This window comes from Pseudomonas sp. SJZ103, from assembly GCF_007828335.1.
Taxonomy (GTDB): Bacteria; Pseudomonadota; Gammaproteobacteria; order Pseudomonadales; family Pseudomonadaceae; genus Aquipseudomonas.
This window is the reverse complement of sequence record NZ_VIUN01000009.1, coordinates 37057-55643: the sequence shown is the minus strand read 5'-3', so window position 1 is coordinate 55643 and position 18587 is coordinate 37057. Positions and strand designations below refer to the sequence as shown.

Genomic DNA, 18587 nt, shown 5'->3' with positions numbered 1-18587 from the left:
AGGCGAGCGAAGGCCGACACCCAAACTTGGGTGTTTGTTAAAAACGCTCAGTTACTTCGGTGTGGGCAGGTTCAAGTTATGTCCGGTCAACTTTGAGAGTTCCCGGACAATGGCTTCCTTATCGTTTAAGTGCGCAATCGCGGTTTCCAGTTCGAGCACTTTGGCGCCCACCAGAAAGCGGTACCAATACCCCTGGAGCAGGTGATAGACCAGGCCACTGCGGCCATCGAGAAACCCCAGCTGGATGATGTAGCGCCACAGGAAATACGCGGTGGAACTGAGGGTGAACGGCACGCGGTTGTACACGCGGTTCTTGACCAGGCGCTTGGCCTTGGCCTGGAACGAACTCTGCCCGGCATGCAGTTCATCGCGTATCGCAAACAGCCCCAGCCGCGCGTTAAGCACTTCAATCGCTTCGCGGGTGGCGTACTGGTTGTGCTTGTGGGTGAAGAAGGTCAGGTCATGCAGGTTATGGTCGGCAAACCCGCCTTCGAGGGTGATGGTGCGTCCCTCGGCGACCGAGATGTGCTCGTCCATCCAACGGTCCTCAACGCGCCCCTGCCCGGTGCGCCACAGCCGCAGCATTTTCAACGGATAGCGGCCGCCATGGCGCACCCAACGCCCCATGAAGATATGCTTGCGCTTGAAGTTGATGCCGGTGATGTCGCGAGCCAGGGTCGGCAGTCGGGTATTGATCGCGGCGGCAAGGTCGGCCTCGATGATTTCGTCGGCATCCAGGCGCATCGTCCAGTTGCCGGTAATCGGCAGGTGATCCAGCGCCCACTGGAACTGCTTGGCCTGGTTGACGAATACATGCTGCACCACCAGCGCGCCATGGCGCCGGGCGATGTCGCAGGTGTCGTCGGTGGAAAACGAATCGACCACCAGCACTTCGTCGCTGAAGGCCCGTACCGACTCGATGGCCCGGGCGATATGCAGGCTTTCGTTGTAGGTAAGGATGATCACACTGACGGTTTCGCGCTTCATATCAGCCACCGTGCATCTGCAGGACTTCGGTGGTGAGCCGGCGCGGTGAACGCGCGGCCCGGAAGTGGCTTTCCAGGGGCAGTCCCACGGCGATCATCATGATCAACCGCTCGCTGGCCGGGATGGCGCCGATGCCACGGATCTTCTTTTCCACCGAATTGAGGATCGCCAGGTTCAGCGGGCACGCGCCCAGGCCATTGGCGTGGCAGGCCAGCAGCAGGCCCATGGAAAACAACGCACCGTCGACGTATAGCTGGTTGCGCTGCCCCGCGCCGCCCCAGGCGGTGACTTCGGACGTGACCACAAACAGGTTGTCCACCGACTGCGCAAACCCGCGCGAGCCGCCTTGCAGTTCAAGCAACTGCGCGATCACCGCGCGGTCCTGATACACATGCACCCGCGATGACTGACGGTTGCATTGCGAGGGTGACGACTGCGCCAATTCCACCAGGGACGTCAGCAAGCCACTGTCGATCTTGCCGGCCTGGAACATGCGGCAGCTGGAGCGCGATTGCAGGAACGCCTTGGCATCCAGCCCGCCGTTGCCCAGCCACGTCGCCGCGCGCTTGATGCCGCCGCTGCCGGCGGTACCGTCGCGCTTGAGGTGCTCTACATAGGCATCCAGGTAAAACACAAAATCGTCGCTGATACCGAGGGTGCGGTGCAGGTCGAGGTAGCCCTGGAAGGCGCCAAGGGCCATCTCCACCGGCAACGCCGAATACGTGCGGTCGTAGTCGTTGAGCATATGGATGATGCCGTTAATCTTGTCCTTGCCGAACAGCGGCTTGGGTTCCTTGAGAGACAGGCCTTTTTCCACGGTGTGGGTTTCGATGAGGATTTTGTAGAACAGCTTCTTGTTGCGGCTTTCCAGCGGCGAGTAACCGTTGTGGCGAATAAACGTGAGCATGTCGCGAAAAAACTCGCTGACGAAATACATCAACTTCCATGCCTTATCCATCATGCGTTTCACCTGCTTCATAGTGCGATGTCTCTCGTTTTGAGGGGCCGGCACGGCGCACCGACGCAAATCATCCAGGCGGGCAGGCTTGCCGTGACCACCGAGCGCGCGCCGACCACGCAGCCCTCCTCCAGCACACAACCGGGGTGGATAAAGGCCTCGGCGGCGACCCACACGTGGTCCTTGATCACGATCTCGCGGGTCACCAGGGGCCGCAGCAGACTGCGGGTGTCGTGGCTGCCGGTGCACAGGAAGCTGCGCTGGCTGATGGTGACTTTGGAGCCCAACGTGATTTTGGCCATGGCGTACACATCGACCCCATCGCCGATAGCGGTGTAGTCGCCGATCTCCAGGTTCCACGGCGCCCAGATGCTGCACGTGGGCGCGATGCGGCAGCCCACGCCGACCTTGGCGCCAAAGCAGCGCAACAGCCAACGCCGCCAGTTGTGCAGCATCCAGCGCGGCGTGGGGCGAAACAGCAGCTGGTAGACGATGCCCCACAACAGGCGCCGCGCCTTGTTGCTGCGCGGCAACGTATCGACGTACTTGAGTTGCGCGAAGTCGCTCATGGCCGGATCGCCGCCAGTTGTTCCAACAGGTAGCGCTCGCCCACCTGTTGCAGGGCCTGGCGCCGGGCCCGCACCGCCACCCAGTCGATGGGCGCCGCGATCAAGGCCTGCACCTGGTCGGCATTGTCTGCCGGCAGGAAGCGTTGCGACAGTTCCAGCTTCTCCAGCAGGTTGCGCACGCGGGCATTCAGCGAGGCCTTGTTGCCCGGCAACCCCACGGCGATAAACGGCTTCTCGAAAATGATCGCGAACACCGTGGCGTGGAAGGAGTTGGTCACCACGTAGGCACTCTCCTTGAGCAACTTGAGCCAATCCTGCGGGCCCATCTGCACGGTCTCGCCGATCTGCCGCCAGCGCCGGTGAGCGTTGTACGGCGAGACAATCGGCCCGGCCACCTGCCGCGACAGCGCCTGGGCCACTTCGCGCACGCCCACGCCGGTGCGCAGCGCATAGCAGAACACGTGGCCGGTGCGGGTCTGGGTGGACGTGGCGAGCAGCGCCGAATAGTCGCGGTGCAACAGCGTCGGGTCCGGCACACACTGGGCAGCCAGCCCCGAGACCTGTTGCACGATGCTGACTCCACTCTCCTCGCGCACGCTGATCGCCGACAGTTGCTTGAGCAGGCCCTCGGCTTCGGCGTGGTACTGCGGTTCCAGGTACTCCTTGCCGAAACTTGCGGCATAGGAAATGCGCCGGATCGCCTTGTCGCAATCAAAGGCCAGGAAGTACGCCGGATCGAGGCCGGTCTGGCCCGAAGGGTTCCAGATCTGGTCACTGCCGGCCACCAGCAACTGCTGGCCGGCCACCGCCTGGTTGAGCTGGTCGGCATGGACATAGCGCGACGCCTGGATATTCAGGAAGCGCGTCTTGAACGCCTGGAACTGGCGCGACTGGGCATTGGGCCCCAGCACCCGGGTTTTCAACGCCAGGGCCTTAAGGTACAGGGCCTTGAGGTTGGCCTTGAGCTGGCGTGGGTTGAACAGCTGGCGAACCTCGCTGCCATCCTCCACGTATGCCGGGTGGTAGTTGATCAAGCTCACCTGCAAGCCCTGTTGCTGCAGCCAGCGCTGCAAGGCATAGGCTTGCAGCACCGCGCCGAAGTTTTCGCTGAAGTGGTACGTCAGTATCCCGGCCCTGATAGTGCTTGCAGGTGCGTTCATGATCCAGCCTGTTTCAGTAAGTAATTTGGGTAAACAGCCTGGCGTGCAGGCGCAGCCTTGTTGAGCAGGCCGATAAACATCGACCACACCAGCAAGTAGCTGCCATCGAAGGTGGTGAAGAACTGGTAGCTGGTCTTGAACGAGAAAATCAGCAGGATCGCCACCACAGCCAGCGATACCGGGTTGCGCGGCAGTCTGCTGAACAGCAGGCAAAACAGCGCCACGCCGACCACACCCAGTTTGGCGGTCACGCCCCAGTAGCCGTTCTCGATATCGAACTTGGAGTTCTCGAACCAGCGCTCGTCATTGGTGGGCACGCCGGGAGTCAATTGCTTGGCCAGGCCATTGCCCAGGAACACCGTGGCGGGGTTGTCGAGAAACGATTCCTTGGCATGGGCGATCTCGAACGCTCGGGTCACGTCCTCGCCCTTCTCCTCAAACAGGTAAGTGGCAAAGCGCGACACCGCCAAGGGGCTGGCATAGAACGTCAGCGTGCCCAGCGCAGCGATGGCCACCACCAGCACCGCCAATGATTTGAGCTTGCGCTGGGTAATCGCCGACAACAGGATCATCACCGCCATCGCCGCAAGGATGGTCTTGGAACCGGCGGCCAGCAGCGTGACCGCGAGGATCAGCATCAAGCCGATCCTGCGCTGGCAACAGGCATAGAAAAACAGCAGCACCGCCGAGCTGGTGGGGAACAACATGATCCGCCCGACTTCGTCGCTGGACTTGGACGCGGCGTTGGTCAGGTCGATACCCACGCCGTACAGGCTGACCTGCAGTAACTGGCCAAGGGCGAAGATATAGATGATGCGTTCGAGGATGCGCCGGTAGTTGACGCTATGGGCCAGCGCGATTTTTTCCACATTGGCCAACACATAGCTGTACCCGGCCAACAGCAGCACAAAATAGAAAAACGGAATACCGGAACGCAGGAACTGGTACAGCGAGATCTTCGCCCCACTGCTCACCAATACCTGCAACACGCTGGACGCGACCACCAGCGCCAGCAATGGCAGCGCGCGGGTAAAGCCACGCGCCGCGTACACCACGAACGGCAGCAACAGCAGCAGCGCCAAGGGTTGCGAGAGGTTGTTGCTCAGCGCCAGGGGCAAGGCGAAGAACGTCAGTGGCAAGTAGAGGGTCAGGCGCGCCTGGGACAGCATCATGGGCCCACCTCCCCCACGCGAATCACCCGCAGGTACACCAACACCACCAGTTCCGGCAGCGACAACAACAGCGACGCGCCCAGCAGCGGATCGATACGTTCCTTGCACGCCAGCCACAGCAGCAAGGCCGCGACGCTGCTCAAGGCGTAGATCACCGAAGTGCGGGTGTGGCGGTTGGTGGAGATCAGCATCGCCGCGAGGATGAACCAGGCCACATTCAAAATCGTATGGGAGCCGATCAGCGCCAATGACAGGCGATCGACCTGCACCAGACCATGGCTCCACAGCAGGATGATCTGCGGCCCGGCCCAGATCCCGGCGGCATACACCAGCAGGCACAGGCCCAGTACCAGGGAGCTGGCGCGCTGGGTAAAGCGTCGCGCCTGTTCGAACTCGCCGCGCCCGGCCAGCCGTGAGATCTCCGGGGTCAGGGCGTTGCTGCAGGTGATGCCTAACTGGATGATCAGGCGCATCAAGGTGCGCGCCATGGTGTAACCCACCACCACCGCCGGGCCAGCGATCTGGTTGAGCACTTGCAGGCCGCCTTGCAGGGTGATCGCCTGTGCCAGGGGGATCGCCGCGCTGCCCAGCGCCGGTTTCCAGATACCGCGAAACTCGGCCCAGGACGCCGACGCCAGCCCCAGCAAAGGCCAGGGTGAAATCCGCCGCACAAACAGGGTCACCAGCACCAGGAACAGCACCTGGCTTAGGAACATGCCCTGGGCCAATTGCAGTTCGGAGCCGCCGAGCAGCAGCACGACGATGGACAGCACAATGTCCAGGGTTCTGCGGTTGGCCATGATGAAGACGCCGCCGACCGTTCTGTCGATGGTGCGAAACCAGGCGTCGATCGGCCCACCCAGCAAGCGCGTGCACAGGTAGCCGGACATGAACAGCACCACAAGGCTGGCCTGCTCGGGTGTCAGTGTCTTGAGCCCGAGCAGTGACACCCAGTCGAGCCACTGGCCCAGGGTCAGGGCGAATACCAGCACCAGCGCAACCACCGCCAGGGTAAAGGCCAGCGCGGTCTGCACACTGCGCCGCGCCCCCGGCACATCGCCCTGGCTGGCGCGCAACGTGGCGCTGGTGGCCGACGCCTGGGCCACCCCCAGGTCCAGCAGGCTGAGCATCGACGGAATACCGGTGAGCACCAGCCAATCGGCATAGCGCCCGGTGCCCCAGGCGTGCAGGAAGAACGGCACCAGCACCAGTTGCGCCGCCAGCGTCACCAGTTGGGTGTAGCCGTAGCTCAGCACGTTGAGGCGAAACCGTCGCGACAACGAACGCGGCATTTCAAGCACTTTGCTCATGGTCATCAGGCCTTGTCGGACTGATAGGCGTAGCTGTAGTAGCCGTAGTCGCCATAGCCGTAGCTGGCGGACCGGCGTTTTTCCACACCATTGAAGATCGCGCCTTTGAGCTCGATGCCGTTCTGATGGAAGCGGCGCAGGGTCAACTCGATTTCCTTCGCCGAGTTCACCCCAAAACGCGTAACCATCAGGCTGGTGCCGGCCTGGCGCCCGACAATCGCGGCGTCGGTCACCGCCAGCAACGGCGGCGTGTCGATGATCACCAGGTCATAGCGCTCACTGACTTCGGCCAGCAACGCAGCAAAGTTGGGGTGCATCAACAGTTCCGACGGGTTGGGCGGGATCTGCCCACGGCCAATGAAGTCGAAACGCTCCACTGCCGTGGGGTGAATCGCTTCCTGCAGATCACAGCGCTTGGCAAGCAGGTCGGACAACCCCGCCTCCACCGCCTTGCCAAGCATCTTGTGCAAGTAGCCCTTGCGCATGTCGGCATCGATCAGCAGCACGCGCTGGCCCGACTGCGCGACAATCGCCGCCAGGTTGGCCGAGACAAACGTCTTGCCCACTTCGGGGCTCGGGCCGGTGATCATCAGGCGGTTGTTCTTGGCTTCGAGCATGGCGAAGTGCAGGCTGGTGCGCAGGCTGCGCATGGCTTCCATCACCAGGTCATGGGGATGGTTGAGCGCCAGCAGCGACGGCGCGGCGGAGCGGCCCTTGGCGGCGTTGGTTTCCTCGGCCTTTTGCAAGAGGCTGAAGGGGATCGAGGCGTACACCGGCAGGCCGAGTTTCTCGATGTCATCCGGGCTTTCCAGGCCACGGTTGAGCAGGCTGCGCACCAGCACGATGCCCACCGAAAGCATGCCGCCGAGCAGCATCGCCAGCAGCACCACGATGACCTTGCGCGGCTCCACTGGCTTGGCCAGGTTGACATCGGCACTGTCGATCAGGCGCACGTTGCCCACGGTGCCGGCGCGCATCACGTCCAGCTCCTGGGAGCGGTTGAGCAACTGGGTGTAGATCTCGGTGCCCACTTGCACGTCGCGGGTCAGGCTGAGCAATTCCTGCTGGGTCGTGGGCAAGCCTTCGACGCGCTTGGTCATCTGCGCCTGCTTGGCGTTGAGCTCTGCCAGTTTGGCGATCAAGGCACGATAAGCCGGGTGCTGGGGGGTGAACTTGCGGTCCATCTCGGCCTGTTGCAGCTTGAGCTCGGAGATGCCGGTGTCCAGGGCCACCACCTGGTCGAGCATGGCCTTGGCTTCGAGGCTGATGTCGATGGATTTACTGCGAGTCTGGAAGCGGTTCAAGGCGTTCTCGGCCTTCTCCAGGTCGCGACGCACCTGGGGCAACTGGTCATTGAGAAACGACAGGCTCTGCGCCGCCTCGGCCGAGGTGCGGTCGACGTTCTGCTTCACATACAGGTTGGAGATTTCATTCAGCGTCCGCACCGCCAGGGCCGGGCGCGTGCTCTCCAGGGACAGGCTGATGATCCCCGACTCCTTGCCGCGCTCGATCACGGTGAGCAGGTCCTGGTAGTCGGCCACCGCGTCCAGGCGCGGCTTGCGCACGATCTTGAAATGCGCGCCCGGATTAGCCCGCAGCTCCTTGACCAGCACCTCGACACCTGCGGCGGCAAACGGCACGCCGACGCGCCCTGCAGCGATCTTGACGCCGTCCTCATCAAATAATGTGTAGGCCTGGGCCTCGCCGGCCACCAGCACCAGGGTGGTTCCGAGCAACGCCGTCGGCAGGTTCAAGCTGCTCAGCGCCAGGGACTCGCCACCCGCCGAGTAGCGGCTGAAACCGAACAGCGGTGGCGCAATATCGCCCTTGTGTTCAGGCGCATAACGCCGCGCGAGGAAGCCACCAATCAACGGAAAATGCTGGGGCGTGATGGTGATATCCAGCGCCAGGGTATCGACGGTCTTGCCAATGATGGTGCGCGATTTGATCAGCTCGATCTCGGTCACCGCTGGCGACTCCTTGCCCAGCAGGCTGCTGACGTCGGAGAAACCGAGCATGTCGTTCTTCTTCGGTTCCACCTGGATCAACGCATTCGCCTGGTACACCGGCGCCGCCAGAATCGCGTAGGCGGCGCCGATCACCATGCAGGTGCCGGTGATCCCGGCGATCAGCCATTTGTGATCGATCAGGGTGCCAAGCATGCCGAGCACATCGATCTCGTCACGGTGAGGGCTTTCAGGGGAAGCGTTCTGGGGTGAATGCATAAATCGCGTCTTCGTCCTTGCAATCGTTTAAAGAGGGAGCGTCAGCGCGCCAGGCGCTGGGCCCAGGCCTGTGCGGCCTGTTCGATCAAGGCATAGGCCTGCACAAAGGCGGGCTTGCCCTGGCGATAGGGGTCCGTGATCTCGCGATCGTGCTGCCACTTGCCCAACAGGAACACCTTGCCCCGCGCCTCAGGGGCGAGCTTGAGCACGCCGTCGATGTGCCGTTGTTCCATCACCAGGATCAGGTCGGCCTCACTCACCGCTTCAACGCTGAGTTGCCGCGCCTTGTGCGCCCGCGGAACATGCCCATGCTCCTGCAGCACTTGCCCGGCCGTCGGCTCCAGCGGATGGTCACGCAACGCCGCCAAGCCGGCGGAACTCACCGTGATCTCGGAGGACGTAAGCGCGGCACCCAGCAAGTGTTCCGCCGTAGGGCTGCGGCAGATGTTGCCGATGCACACAATCAATATCTTTTTGAACAAGGCTACCTCCCACGCACCGCACACTTATTCTTCGGCAAAAGGGACGACCTTATTTAATAACCGGCAACTAACGACCGAGTAATTATGACCACAGCCTACAAACAGAGACCATCTATCGCGCAAGACAAAAAATAACAACCAGCGTATTACCCGACTAAAAATAACATTCCGGTATTTTTTCATCGCCCCATAATAAAGTGCCATTTGAATGCACCAGATAGGAGACGGCCATGAACACGTCAAAGTTATTGGTAGAACGTATTGGCCTATTTCCTTCTTCGGGAAATATTCACGTGGAAGTGCATGACTCAACCCATGTCATCGAGCGCATCCAGGTGCTGTATGCCGATAACTCACTGGACAGCGATGCCTCCGGCGCCGGATTTTCCATGGTCTTCGCCGACTGGCGTTTCAAGTTGCAGGTCAGTGATCCGCTGTCCGTGTGCCTGTGCGTGGAAAGTCGCGGCGACAGCCAGTTCATGCAGGTCAAGACCGCTGAACTGCTGGCCAATATCTGCGGCACCGAGGAGCGGCCATGAACCTGTGGGCAGGCTTGAGACGCGGCTATGCGCTGCGCCGGCTGACGGGGATATTCGAGGGGTTTGCCGAGCCGGTGCTGGGCGCGCAGTACCAGCGCAACACCCGGGCCATCGGCCGCTGGCTGGACCAGCTGCGAGGCAGCTCCCCCCAGCAGATTACCCATGCGCTGTTCCAGCAGATGAAGCGCGCGCGGCGCCGTGGCAATGCGCAACGCTTCAACGCGCAGACGACCTTGCTCGCGCTGATGGTGGAAAGCAACCTGGCGCTGGACCTGGCGACTTACTCGGCCTTCCTGTGCGCCGTTTCCAGCCGCCAGGCAGGCTCTTGATGGGCCTGGTCGGCACCTGACAGGGTCACCGCGACGCGGTTGAGCAGCAACTCCGCGTTGTACTTGGGCACCAGCGCACAGACCAGTAAAAACACCAGCCCGCCGCCGATGAACGCGGGGGATACCTTGATGGGTGCGGCATCAACACGCCACAGAAACACAATGGCGGCTGTCGCCCCCAATGCGGCACCGGCCAGGGCTTCATTCAGCGGATGTATATAAGGCGCGACACAATAAGCACTGAACCCGATACTTATCACTGATCCCGCCAACGCCGCCGGCCAACGCCAGGCCAAGTTGAACTGGCGGGCCAGCACACTCGTTGCCACCGTGACCATCAAACAGGTGTTCATGGCATGGCCACTTATTACAGCAATATCCAAGTGCTGGAAGGATAAGCCCCAACCTTTAAACAGCAACTTGCTGGCCGCCACGATCGAATAAGTAATACCCAGCGTTATTATCCAGGCCCGCAATGCCCACGGCGTGGAATACCTTAACCAGACAGCAATCACCAGTGCGGCCGGAATCATGACCGTAATGCCGCCATATTGCGCAAGTTCTGCCCGCATCACTGCCTAACCTTCGAGGTGCCGTTTTCGGCGCTCATCAGACCTCAGGCCCGAAAAAAACACAACGTTATCTAACGTCAGCAACGCCTTCAAAATGCAATTTACTGATCACTGCATACAAACATGATTCTATATTTTAATAGTTAGGTTAGAACCAAACGGCATTTTACACCGGCTGTCGCGGCCCCTACCGTGGACGAGCATGGGCGCTGGTCGACTATTACGACCTCGGCATCACCACCTTCCTGATTCGTGGGTTTGATCCGCTCAATGATGCAATCGACTATGGCAGGCGGTTGATCCCCCTCACCCGACAGCTGATTGCTAAACGCGAGCAGAAAGTCGCCTGACCAAACACCACAAAATCCATGTGGGAGGGGGCATGCCCTAATGCCAGTCAGTTAAGCGTACATCGCCTCCTGTAGGAGCGAGCTTGCTCGCTCCTACAAAATGCCTTAACTGACTGGCATTGGGTCGACGGGGAAATATCATTTGATGCGGTAGTGGAAGGTGTTGCGCACTGCCGGTACGGCCACGGCCTTGCCATCAACGATCCTCGGCTGGTAGCGGAAAGTGTTCGCCGCCGCCAGTGACGGCCGGATAAACAATGGGTGGCAGCCGTCCAGCACCTTGGGGTTTTCCACGCGGCCTTGGGTGTTGACGCTGTACTCCAAGGTGCAGTCGCCTTCGATGTTCTTGTCCAGGGCGCGCTCGGGATAGTCCGGTGCCTCCTTGCTCAGGGGTTGGTATTGGCGGCTGTCGAAGGCGGGTGCCTGGGCTGGCGCGGGTGTGGCAACCCGGGCTTTTTCAGCGGCCAGGCGTTGCTGATTGAGGCGTTGTTGTTCCAGCTCGCGGTTGCGTTGTTCGCTGGCCAGGCGTTCCTGCTGCTGCTCGATTTTCTTGTCTTCGACGCGTTTACGCGCCAGGGCGGCTTTCTCGAGTTTTTGCGCCTGGACCTGCGGGTCTACCGTGGGCTTTGTCGGCACCGGCACCGGCATCACCACCGGCTCCGGCGGTGCGGGTGCAGCCACCACCGGTTCAGGCTCGGGCGCTGGCGCCGGTGGCAGCATGACCAACTGCGTGTGCATCACCCGAGGGGCATCCACCACAGGCTTCTCCGTCGACCAGCCCAGCATCAACGCGGCCAGCACGCCGACGTGCAGCGCCACCGCCAGGCTGGCGGCGAGGCTGTTTCTCCAAATCCCGGAGGCATCCCGGGGCGCCATCGTCAGGGAGGGACTGTGCATGATCATCGCCGTCATTGCGGGGCCTCGGTCACCAGCCCCAGGTTGCTGACTCCACCCTTCTGTAACACCGCCATGGCCGCGACCACACGGCCGTAACCGGCGTTGTCGTCGGCGCGGATATAAACCTGGGTGTCGCTGCGCGCCGCCACCACCTGCATGACCTTGGCGCCCATTTCATCCAGGCTCACGGCGCTATCGGTCTGGTGTTGGGTATCGAGTTCGCCGCCGAGGTTCCAGTAGTAGCCACCGTCGGCCTTTACCGACAGCGTGAGGATCTGCTGGCGGGTGTCGGTAGCCAACGCCTCGGCGGCGACCTTGGGCAGGTCGATCTTCACGCCCTGGGTCAGCATCGGCGCGGTGACCATGAAGATCACCAGCAGCACCAGCATCACGTCGATATACGGCACCACGTTCATCTCGGCCTTGGGCCCGTGCTTGCGTTGCGGCCTGACTAACATGGGAGTTGCTCCTTTCAGGCGGCGGCGGCCAGGTTGATCGACGTACCGCGCAGGGTGCGGTGCAGGCGCACTTGCAGCTCGTTGCCAAAGGCGTAGTAACGGGTGAGCAGAGTCTGGCCGCGCGCCGCGAAGCGGTTATAGGCGATCACCGCCGGGATCGCCGCAAACAGGCCGATGGCCGTGGCGATCAAGGCTTCGGCGATGCCCGGCGCTACGGTGGACAACGTCGCCTGTTGCACCTGGGAAAGACCGATAAAGGAATTCATGATGCCCCACACCGTGCCGAACAGGCCGATATAAGGGCTGACCGAACCCACGGTCGCCAGAAATTGCAGGCCCTTTTCCAGCTCGATTTCCTGCTCGGTAATCGCCACCTGCAAGGCCCGCTCCACGCCTTCAAGCACCGCCGGGTCATGGCTGTGCAGGTGCTGGTATTCCTGGACCCCGGCGATAAAGATCGGCGCAATGCCGCCCTCGCCCGCCTGCTGGATCTCACGGGACAGTGCCTGCAAATCCGGCGCGGCGCGAAAGCGCTGCACAAACGTATTCAACTGCCGTTCCAGGCGGCGCAACACACTGCCGCGCTGGATAATCAGGTACCAGCTGAGCAAGGACGCCAACAGCAAGGTGACCATGACAGCCTTGACCAACAGGCTGGCGTCACTGATCAAACCCCAGATCGTCATATGTTCCATCGTCGCGTGCATAGTGAATCTCCCATTCGATTAAAAAGTGATGACCGGTTGATGACGGTTCATGGCAATTTCAATGCGCGGGTGACCTCGGCCCAGGGCACGAACTTGAAGTTCTGGGTTTGCTCGGGCATGCGCTTGCGCCCGTCCTGCACCACCAGCATGCCTTGGCTCCATGGCCCGCCGAGGTTGATGGCGGTGACTTCCAGGCCATCGGTTTCCGACGCGCCGTCGATCCTGGCGGCGGCGTTCAAGCCGACACGGAAGCCGCCGTGCACGGCAAACGGCGGTTCGGCATCCACCACCAGGTAGCTGTCATTGCCTTGGCTTGAGATCACCAGGTAGTCATGTTTATCGCTCTGGTACAGCGCCAGGCCCTCGACATCCGCATGCAATTGCGGGCCGACCTTGATCACGCTGGTGAGCGTCGCCGGTTGATCGGCGCGCGCATCCACCGCCCATACGCCGACGTCCTCCTCACCGATAAACAGGCGCTGGCGCTGGTCGTCGGCCACACAGCCTTCGGGTTGGCTATCGACCTTGAACTGGCGCACCAGCTCGCCGTGCACACGGCCGTCCGGCGCACTGAGGCGGTATTGCAGGAAGGTGCCGTCCTTGCCGTTGGCAATCGCGTAGATCTCGCCGCTGGCGGGCTGGAACAGGCAGATACCGTAGATTTCCTTGAGCGGCGTGGGCACTTCACCGGCCTCACGCAGCTCGCCGCTACGGCGGTCGATGCTGAACAGACTCAGGCTGTTGTGGTCGCGATTGCTCGCCACCGCCAGGTCGACCGTTTGCGCGCCGAGCTTGAAGTTGGGGCGTACGTCCACATTGTTCAGGCGGCCCACCGCCAGCTCCTGCAACAGCTTGCCGTCGAGGTCGTAGGCCAGCAGGCCCTGTTTCTTATTGGTGCCGAGCACACGGCTGTTGGCCGGTGTTTCCGGGTGAATCCAGATCGCCGGGTCATCCGCCGCATCGCCCTGGCGGCCGACCGGGTCGCTCTGGCGCAAGGCCGCGACTTCCGGCAGCACCGCAGCCGCCGCGACGGGTGTGGCCTGCCAGTCGAGCCTGGCCTGGTAGAGCGTGCCGCTGTCGTCATCGCGTACCAGCAGCTGGCGGCCATTGATCGCCAATTGTTCCGGTTCTTTCAGGCCCGGCAGGCCCAGGCTCGATTGCTCCACCCAGCGCTCGCCGGTGTGCTGGAACAGGTGTAACCGGGCGGTCTTCGGGTCCAGCGCAACCACGCCACCGGGTACCAACGCCATGGCCCCGGCTTCGCGCTTGGGAGTGTCGAACAGCGCCACCGGCGTGCGTTTCACCTCGGCTTCCGGGTGCGCCGGGTAGGCCCACCAGCCGACATTCTCTTCATTCACCAGCAACTGCTGGGTGGCATCGTCCACCTGGCAGAACTGCGCCGACGGCGGCAGCGGCAAACCGCGTACGCGCTGGGGATCGGTGAGCAGCGTCGAGCCGTTGCCCACCAGCCATTGCTCGCCCTTGCCCTCTTCGCCCACCAGGAACACAAACAGGTTGGCCGCTGCGTCGCGGTACAGGCACAGGCCGTTCACCGGGTAGTCGCGGGTCGGCAGGTACAGCGGCTTGCCCCAGTTTTTGCCGGCGCTGTCCAGGCTGATCAGCAGCGCCTGTTGGCGGTCGTTGTCGAGGCTGGCGACCAGCACCTGGGCACCTGCGGCGCGGGTGTCGAGGCTGCTGAAATTACCTTTGAAACGCGCCAGCTCGGCGCCCTTGCTGTCGAGCAGTTGCAGGCCGTCGCGGGTGCTGGCAGCCACGCGCTCGGTGGCGTTGGGCAGGAAGGCCACGGCTTCGGCCTTCAGGCTGGGTGCCCACGGGGTCAGCGCCAGGTCGGCGGCGAACGCATTGCCGCTGGTGACCAGGGCAATCAGCAGGTACAGCTTGGAAATTCTCATGAACAAGCAAATCCTTCGGAAGCAATAGAGATCCAATGTGGAAGGGGCGGCGCGACTTGCTCCCGATAGCGGTGTACCAGTCAATAAATTTGTATCTGACCTACCGCCATCGGGAGCAAGCCCCCTCCCACATTTGGCATGTGTTGAATTCAAAAATGAGTGAAGGTCAGGCCCACTTTGTAGGTGGGGCCGTACTCTTCGTATTGGCCGTTGTAGCTGCGGTGGCCGGTGTAGACGAAGTACGACTCATCGGTAAGGTTCTGGGCCTCGAAGCTGACCTTCAGGTTCTTGGTCAGTGAGTAGCGCGCGCTGAAGTCGACGAAGGTCTGCGCGTCGACGTGCAGGTCGTGGGCCTTGTCGTTGATCGAGGCCAGTTCATACAGGTAGGCCGACTTGTAGTTGGCCGACAGGCGCAGGCTGAGCTTGTCGTCCTCCCAGCCGAGCATCAGGTTGCCGACGGTGTCCGACTGGTTGGGCAGGCTGATGTTGCGCTTGCGATTCGTGCCGCTGGCGGCGTCGAAGCCTTCGATATCGGCGCTGGAGCGGCTGAAGGTGCTGTTGGCGCCGACCAGCAAACCGTTCCACGGCGCCGGCAGCCAGTCGAACTTCTGTGAGTAGGCCAGTTCCAGGCCGTAGAGCTTGGCGCTGTCGCCGTTGGCGTAGGTGTGAGCCTCGGAGAAATTGGTCCAGGCGCCGGTGCCGGCGAGGTCGGTGTTGTAGACGAAGTTCTTGATGTCCTTGTAGAACACGAACGCCGACACGGTGCCGGCACGGCCCATGAAGTGCTCGATACCCAAGTCCAGGTTGCTCGATTCCAGGGGCTTGAGGTCCGGGTTGCCGAAGGTGGCTTCGTCATCGTCGATCACAAAACCCGGCGCCAACTGGCCGAACGTCGGGCGCACCACCGACTTGGTCCAGGCCGCGCGCACCTGGGTGTTCTTGTCGATCTTGTAGCGCGCATGCAGGCCCGGCAGCCAATGATGATAGCGGCGCTTGGTCTCGGTGGGGGTGAACACGCCATCGGTGGCGCCGGTGCCCTTGGCTTCGAACTCGGTACCTTCGTAGCGCAGCCCGGCGATAAAGCGCCAGTCGTCGATGTCGAGGGTGTTCATCAGATAGCCGGCGTTGATGTCCTCGCGGATGGTGAAGTCGTTGACCCGCGACTCGGTCTGGTCATAGAAGTCCGCCGGGTTGAGGCTGCCGATCAGCTGCTTGATGGCGCCGGGGCTGATGCCGGGGCCGTAGTTGCCCAGGCGATAGTCGACGCTGCCCTTCTGGAACCGAGTGAGGTTGAGCTGGTCGGCGTTGAAACCGAGGGTGTCGAGGTCTTCGTAGACCCAGGCTTCCAGGTCGTTGTCCTTGTTGCGACGGCTGACCTTGCCACCGAACTTGACCTGGGACGCATAGCCGCTCAGGTCATAGTCGCGGGCCAGGTCCAGGCGCAGGTTTTTCTCGGTGTCCTGGGTGTTCTGTTTTTCCCAATCAACCTTGTCGAGGCTGAAGTTGCTGGCGTCGTAGAAGCCGCTGCCGATGATCGGGCGGGGTTTGTCCTTGTCGTAGAAACCGCTGTTGGCAAAGTCACCGCCGTCGAAGGTGGCGCCGGCGATATGCGCCGGGCTGTCTTCGCTGGACTGGCTGTAGCCGGCCTGGCCGCTTAAGGTCCACAGGCCGAGCATGCGTTCGCCGCCGAACACATAGGATTGAATTTCCTGGGTTTCCTCACGGTTTTTCAGCTTGCGCTTGCCCTCGGCATCGCCCAGTTGGCCCGGGGCCTGGGGGTCGGCAAATTCAATGCTGGTGGAGTTGCGGGTTTCGGTGTCGGTGTAACGGCTGTAGAGGGTGCGCAGGTAGTAGCTGCTGAGGTCATCGGGCTTGTAGTCGAAGTTCAGGCCACCGCCGGCGCGTTCGCGGCTGATGTCGTAATCGCGTTGTTCGAACTCGTTGAGCCGCGCGCCGTCGGTGAAGTCCCAGGCGCCACCGGTTTCGACGTTGTCCGAGCCGAAGTCGCGCTTTTGCCAGCTCAGCGCTGCAGCCACGCCGAAGTTGTCGATGCCGTCGCCGAGGCTGAAACGGTTACTGGCGGCACCGGAGAATTTCGGGCTGGTCTGGCGGGTGTTCTTGTCGTAGCTGGCTTCGCTGCTGCCGGTATAGAACAGGCCTTTATGGTCAAAGGCCGAGAGGCTTTGCACATCGACGGTGCCACCGAGGGAGTTGGCGTCCATGTCCGGGGTGAGGGTCTTGATCACCGACAGCGACTGCACCAGCTCCGAGGGCAGCACATCGAGGGCCACGGCGCGGCGCGCGCTTTCCGGGGCGGGCACCAGGGTGCCGTTGATGGTCACGCTGTTGAGGTCCGGGCCCAGGCCGCGCACGCTGACAAAACGCCCTTCGCCCTGGTCGCGCTCCACACTGATGCCCGGCAGGCGCTGCGCCGCTTCGGCGACGTTCTGATCCGGCAACTGGGCCACGCCGTCGGCATGCACCACGCTCTTGATGCTGTCGGCGCTGCGTTGCTCCTTGAGCGCCTGGTCGATGGCGGCAGCCTGGCCGATCACTTCGACATGCTCGGTGGCGCTCGCTTCGGCGGCGCTCAACCGTTCACTGGCCATCGCCAGGGCCAAGGCGGTAAGCGTAAAGCTGACGAGCCCGGTGCGCTTGTACATGCAATCCTCCCCAAGAATCCGTTGGCGCCAGGCAAGGGGCCCGGCAACTGGGAGGGCAAGCTAGGGGTGGGGGATGACGGTTCTGTGACAGAAGGTCTGTCGCAGGCCCATAAACCGAGGGGTTTAGCCGATTTCCGGTTTGAAATGAGCTGAAATGACCTCAGCAGATCGAATGTGGGAGGGGACTTGCTCCCGATAGGGGTGGGTCAGTCACCTGTTTCTCTACTGATCCACCGCTATCGGGAGCAAGCCCCCTCCCACATTTTTTCATCTCCAGTGTGTTTGAGCTGAGCTGATTCGACCCTCCTCCACCGTCATCCAACGGTCACATCCATCTGCTGTGCTGGCGCCCATCGCTCATTTGCCCAAGGACCCGCGGCCATGTTTTCCGTGCTCAAGCCCCACCGCTGGAAACTCTCGTTGCTGCTGATCGCCGCCAACCTCGGGCTGATCCTGAACCTGGCCTGTGGCGAGTTGAAAAGCGTCAGCGAATGGGTGTGGCTGGATATCTTCGGCGAAGGCGGTTCCGCCCTGCTCGCCCTGGTGTGGCTGGGCCTGGTGCTCAAAAGCCGCCCCGCCGGGCGCGTCACCAATTACCTGGCGCTGGGCCTGTCGTGCATCTTTTTTTCCTGGTGGATCGACAGCCTCGACGAATTTATCCGCCTGCCCGACAGCATCACCTGGGACCATTGGCTCGAGTCCGGGCCGATGCCGGTGGGCATGATCCTGCTGACCATCGGCATCTACCACTGGCACCGCGAACAACTGGCGATCAGCGCGCAGATGGAAAAACGCGAGCGGCTGTTCCGTGAGCATCGACTGTTCGACAAACTCACGCCGCTGGCCGGCGCCGACTACCTCAAGCGCCAATTGGCCGACAGCCTGCAAGACAGCCGCGACCAGCAACAACCGCTGTCGCTGCTGGCCCTGGACCTGGACAACTTCGCCGCCATCAACCAGGCCTACGGGCATGCCGAGGGCGACGCGGTGTTGCAGGCGCTCAGCCATTTGCTGCTGCTCAACCTGCGCCGCCAGGACCTGCTGTGCCGCCTGGCCGGCGACCGCTTTGTGGTGCTGCTGCCCAATACCGGCGAACGCCAGGCCAAGGAGCTGGCGCTGGAGTTGCAGCAAGCGGTGCTCGGCCTGGCCCACAAGACCCGGCAACAAGGCGAACGCCTGCAACTGGCCGCGACCACCGCCGTGGTCATGGCCCTTGAAGAACCGCCTCAGGACTTGCTCAAGCGCCTGAACCTGGCATTGGCCAGGGCCAAGCAACCGCTTGCGAAAAGTGCCTGA

17 protein-coding genes and 1 pseudogene are annotated in these 18587 nt (G+C 62.2%); 4 read left to right on the top strand and 14 right to left on the bottom strand.

The annotated features are described in order from the left end of the window. Nucleotides 1-51: 51 nt before the first annotated feature. Genes FBY10_RS19405 through FBY10_RS19370 form a run of 8 tightly spaced genes read right to left on the bottom strand, consistent with a single transcriptional unit; the run spans nucleotide 52 to nucleotide 8863 of the window. Nucleotides 52-987 (bottom strand): glycosyltransferase family 2 protein, encoded by a 936-nt coding sequence (locus FBY10_RS19405; protein WP_145337481.1) that lies wholly within the window; start codon nucleotides 985-987, stop codon nucleotides 52-54. Between the two features lies 1 nt (nucleotide 988). Then, nucleotides 989-1948, bottom strand: a complete 960-nt coding sequence (locus FBY10_RS19400; protein WP_178116772.1) for a nitroreductase family protein — start codon at nucleotides 1946-1948, stop codon at nucleotides 989-991. A gap of 14 nt (nucleotides 1949-1962) precedes the next feature. Further along, nucleotides 1963-2514, bottom strand: a complete 552-nt coding sequence (locus FBY10_RS19395; RefSeq protein ID WP_145337479.1) for a putative colanic acid biosynthesis acetyltransferase — start codon at nucleotides 2512-2514, stop codon at nucleotides 1963-1965. Then, nucleotides 2511-3674 (bottom strand): polysaccharide pyruvyl transferase family protein, encoded by a 1164-nt coding sequence (locus tag FBY10_RS19390; RefSeq protein WP_145337478.1) that lies wholly within the window; start codon nucleotides 3672-3674, stop codon nucleotides 2511-2513. Before FBY10_RS19390 ends, FBY10_RS19395 begins: the two co-directional genes overlap by 4 nt. Next, nucleotides 3671-4846: an O-antigen ligase family protein gene (locus FBY10_RS19385; protein WP_145337477.1), complete on the bottom strand. Its 1176-nt coding sequence runs from the start codon at nucleotides 4844-4846 to the stop codon at nucleotides 3671-3673. Before FBY10_RS19385 ends, FBY10_RS19390 begins: the two co-directional genes overlap by 4 nt. Continuing rightward, complete coding sequence (locus FBY10_RS19380) at nucleotides 4843-6156, bottom strand: lipopolysaccharide biosynthesis protein (RefSeq protein ID WP_145337476.1); 1314 nt, start codon at nucleotides 6154-6156, stop codon at nucleotides 4843-4845. The genes FBY10_RS19385 and FBY10_RS19380 overlap by 4 nt, the downstream gene beginning before the upstream one ends. 5 nt (nucleotides 6157-6161) lie before the next feature. Further along, nucleotides 6162-8381, bottom strand: a complete 2220-nt coding sequence (locus tag FBY10_RS19375) for a polysaccharide biosynthesis tyrosine autokinase (protein WP_145337475.1) — start codon at nucleotides 8379-8381, stop codon at nucleotides 6162-6164. A gap of 41 nt (nucleotides 8382-8422) precedes the next feature. Beyond that, nucleotides 8423-8863, bottom strand: coding sequence for a low molecular weight protein-tyrosine-phosphatase (locus tag FBY10_RS19370; protein ID WP_145337474.1), 441 nt, complete (start codon nucleotides 8861-8863; stop codon nucleotides 8423-8425). 230 nt (nucleotides 8864-9093) lie between these two features. Here FBY10_RS19370 and FBY10_RS31820 point away from each other — a divergent pair, with 230 nt between their 5' ends. Both FBY10_RS31820 and FBY10_RS19360 read left to right on the top strand, forming a co-directional pair. Further along, nucleotides 9094-9402, top strand: coding sequence for a phosphomannomutase (locus FBY10_RS31820; RefSeq protein WP_256663551.1), 309 nt, complete (start codon nucleotides 9094-9096; stop codon nucleotides 9400-9402). Further along, a complete protein-coding gene (locus FBY10_RS19360) occupies nucleotides 9399-9731 on the top strand; it encodes a hypothetical protein (protein ID WP_145337473.1) in 333 nt (110 codons plus the stop codon). Before FBY10_RS31820 ends, FBY10_RS19360 begins: the two co-directional genes overlap by 4 nt. Here the strand turns inward: FBY10_RS19360 and FBY10_RS19355 are convergent. Next, entirely contained in the window at nucleotides 9683-10303 is a 621-nt protein-coding gene (locus FBY10_RS19355) for a hypothetical protein (protein ID WP_371920984.1), read from the bottom strand. The two genes, FBY10_RS19360 and FBY10_RS19355, sit on opposite strands and share 49 nt — an antisense overlap. 200 nt (nucleotides 10304-10503) lie before the next feature. Here FBY10_RS19355 and FBY10_RS19350 point away from each other — a divergent pair. Beyond that, nucleotides 10504-10653, top strand: a pseudogene (locus tag FBY10_RS19350) (alkanesulfonate monooxygenase); the annotation flags it as partial. Nucleotides 10654-10791: 138 nt separating this feature from the next. Here the strand turns inward: FBY10_RS19350 and FBY10_RS19345 are convergent. The 5 genes from FBY10_RS19345 to FBY10_RS19325 all read right to left on the bottom strand — a co-directional run bounded on the left by FBY10_RS19345 (nucleotide 10792) and on the right by FBY10_RS19325 (nucleotide 17291). Next, nucleotides 10792-11565 carry an energy transducer TonB gene (locus FBY10_RS19345; protein WP_145337471.1) on the bottom strand — a complete coding sequence of 258 codons (774 nt, stop codon included), beginning with the start codon at nucleotides 11563-11565 and terminating at the stop codon, nucleotides 10792-10794. Further along, nucleotides 11562-12008: a protein TolR gene (gene tolR / locus FBY10_RS19340; RefSeq protein WP_027607142.1), complete on the bottom strand. Its 447-nt coding sequence runs from the start codon at nucleotides 12006-12008 to the stop codon at nucleotides 11562-11564. Before tolR ends, FBY10_RS19345 begins: the two co-directional genes overlap by 4 nt. A 14-nt stretch (nucleotides 12009-12022) precedes the next feature. Further along, nucleotides 12023-12715 carry a protein TolQ gene (gene tolQ / locus FBY10_RS19335; protein ID WP_145337470.1) on the bottom strand — a complete coding sequence of 231 codons (693 nt, stop codon included), beginning with the start codon at nucleotides 12713-12715 and terminating at the stop codon, nucleotides 12023-12025. A 47-nt stretch (nucleotides 12716-12762) separates the two neighbouring features. Further along, a complete protein-coding gene (locus tag FBY10_RS19330) occupies nucleotides 12763-14628 on the bottom strand; it encodes a phytase (RefSeq protein WP_145337469.1) in 1866 nt (621 codons plus the stop codon). 149 nt (nucleotides 14629-14777) lie between these two features. After that, nucleotides 14778-17291, bottom strand: coding sequence for a TonB-dependent receptor (locus FBY10_RS19325; RefSeq protein WP_145337468.1), 2514 nt, complete (start codon nucleotides 17289-17291; stop codon nucleotides 14778-14780). Nucleotides 17292-17672: 381 nt separating this feature from the next. Here FBY10_RS19325 and FBY10_RS19320 point away from each other — a divergent pair, with 381 nt between their 5' ends. Then, complete coding sequence (locus FBY10_RS19320) at nucleotides 17673-18587, top strand: GGDEF domain-containing protein (protein WP_145337467.1); 915 nt, start codon at nucleotides 17673-17675, stop codon at nucleotides 18585-18587.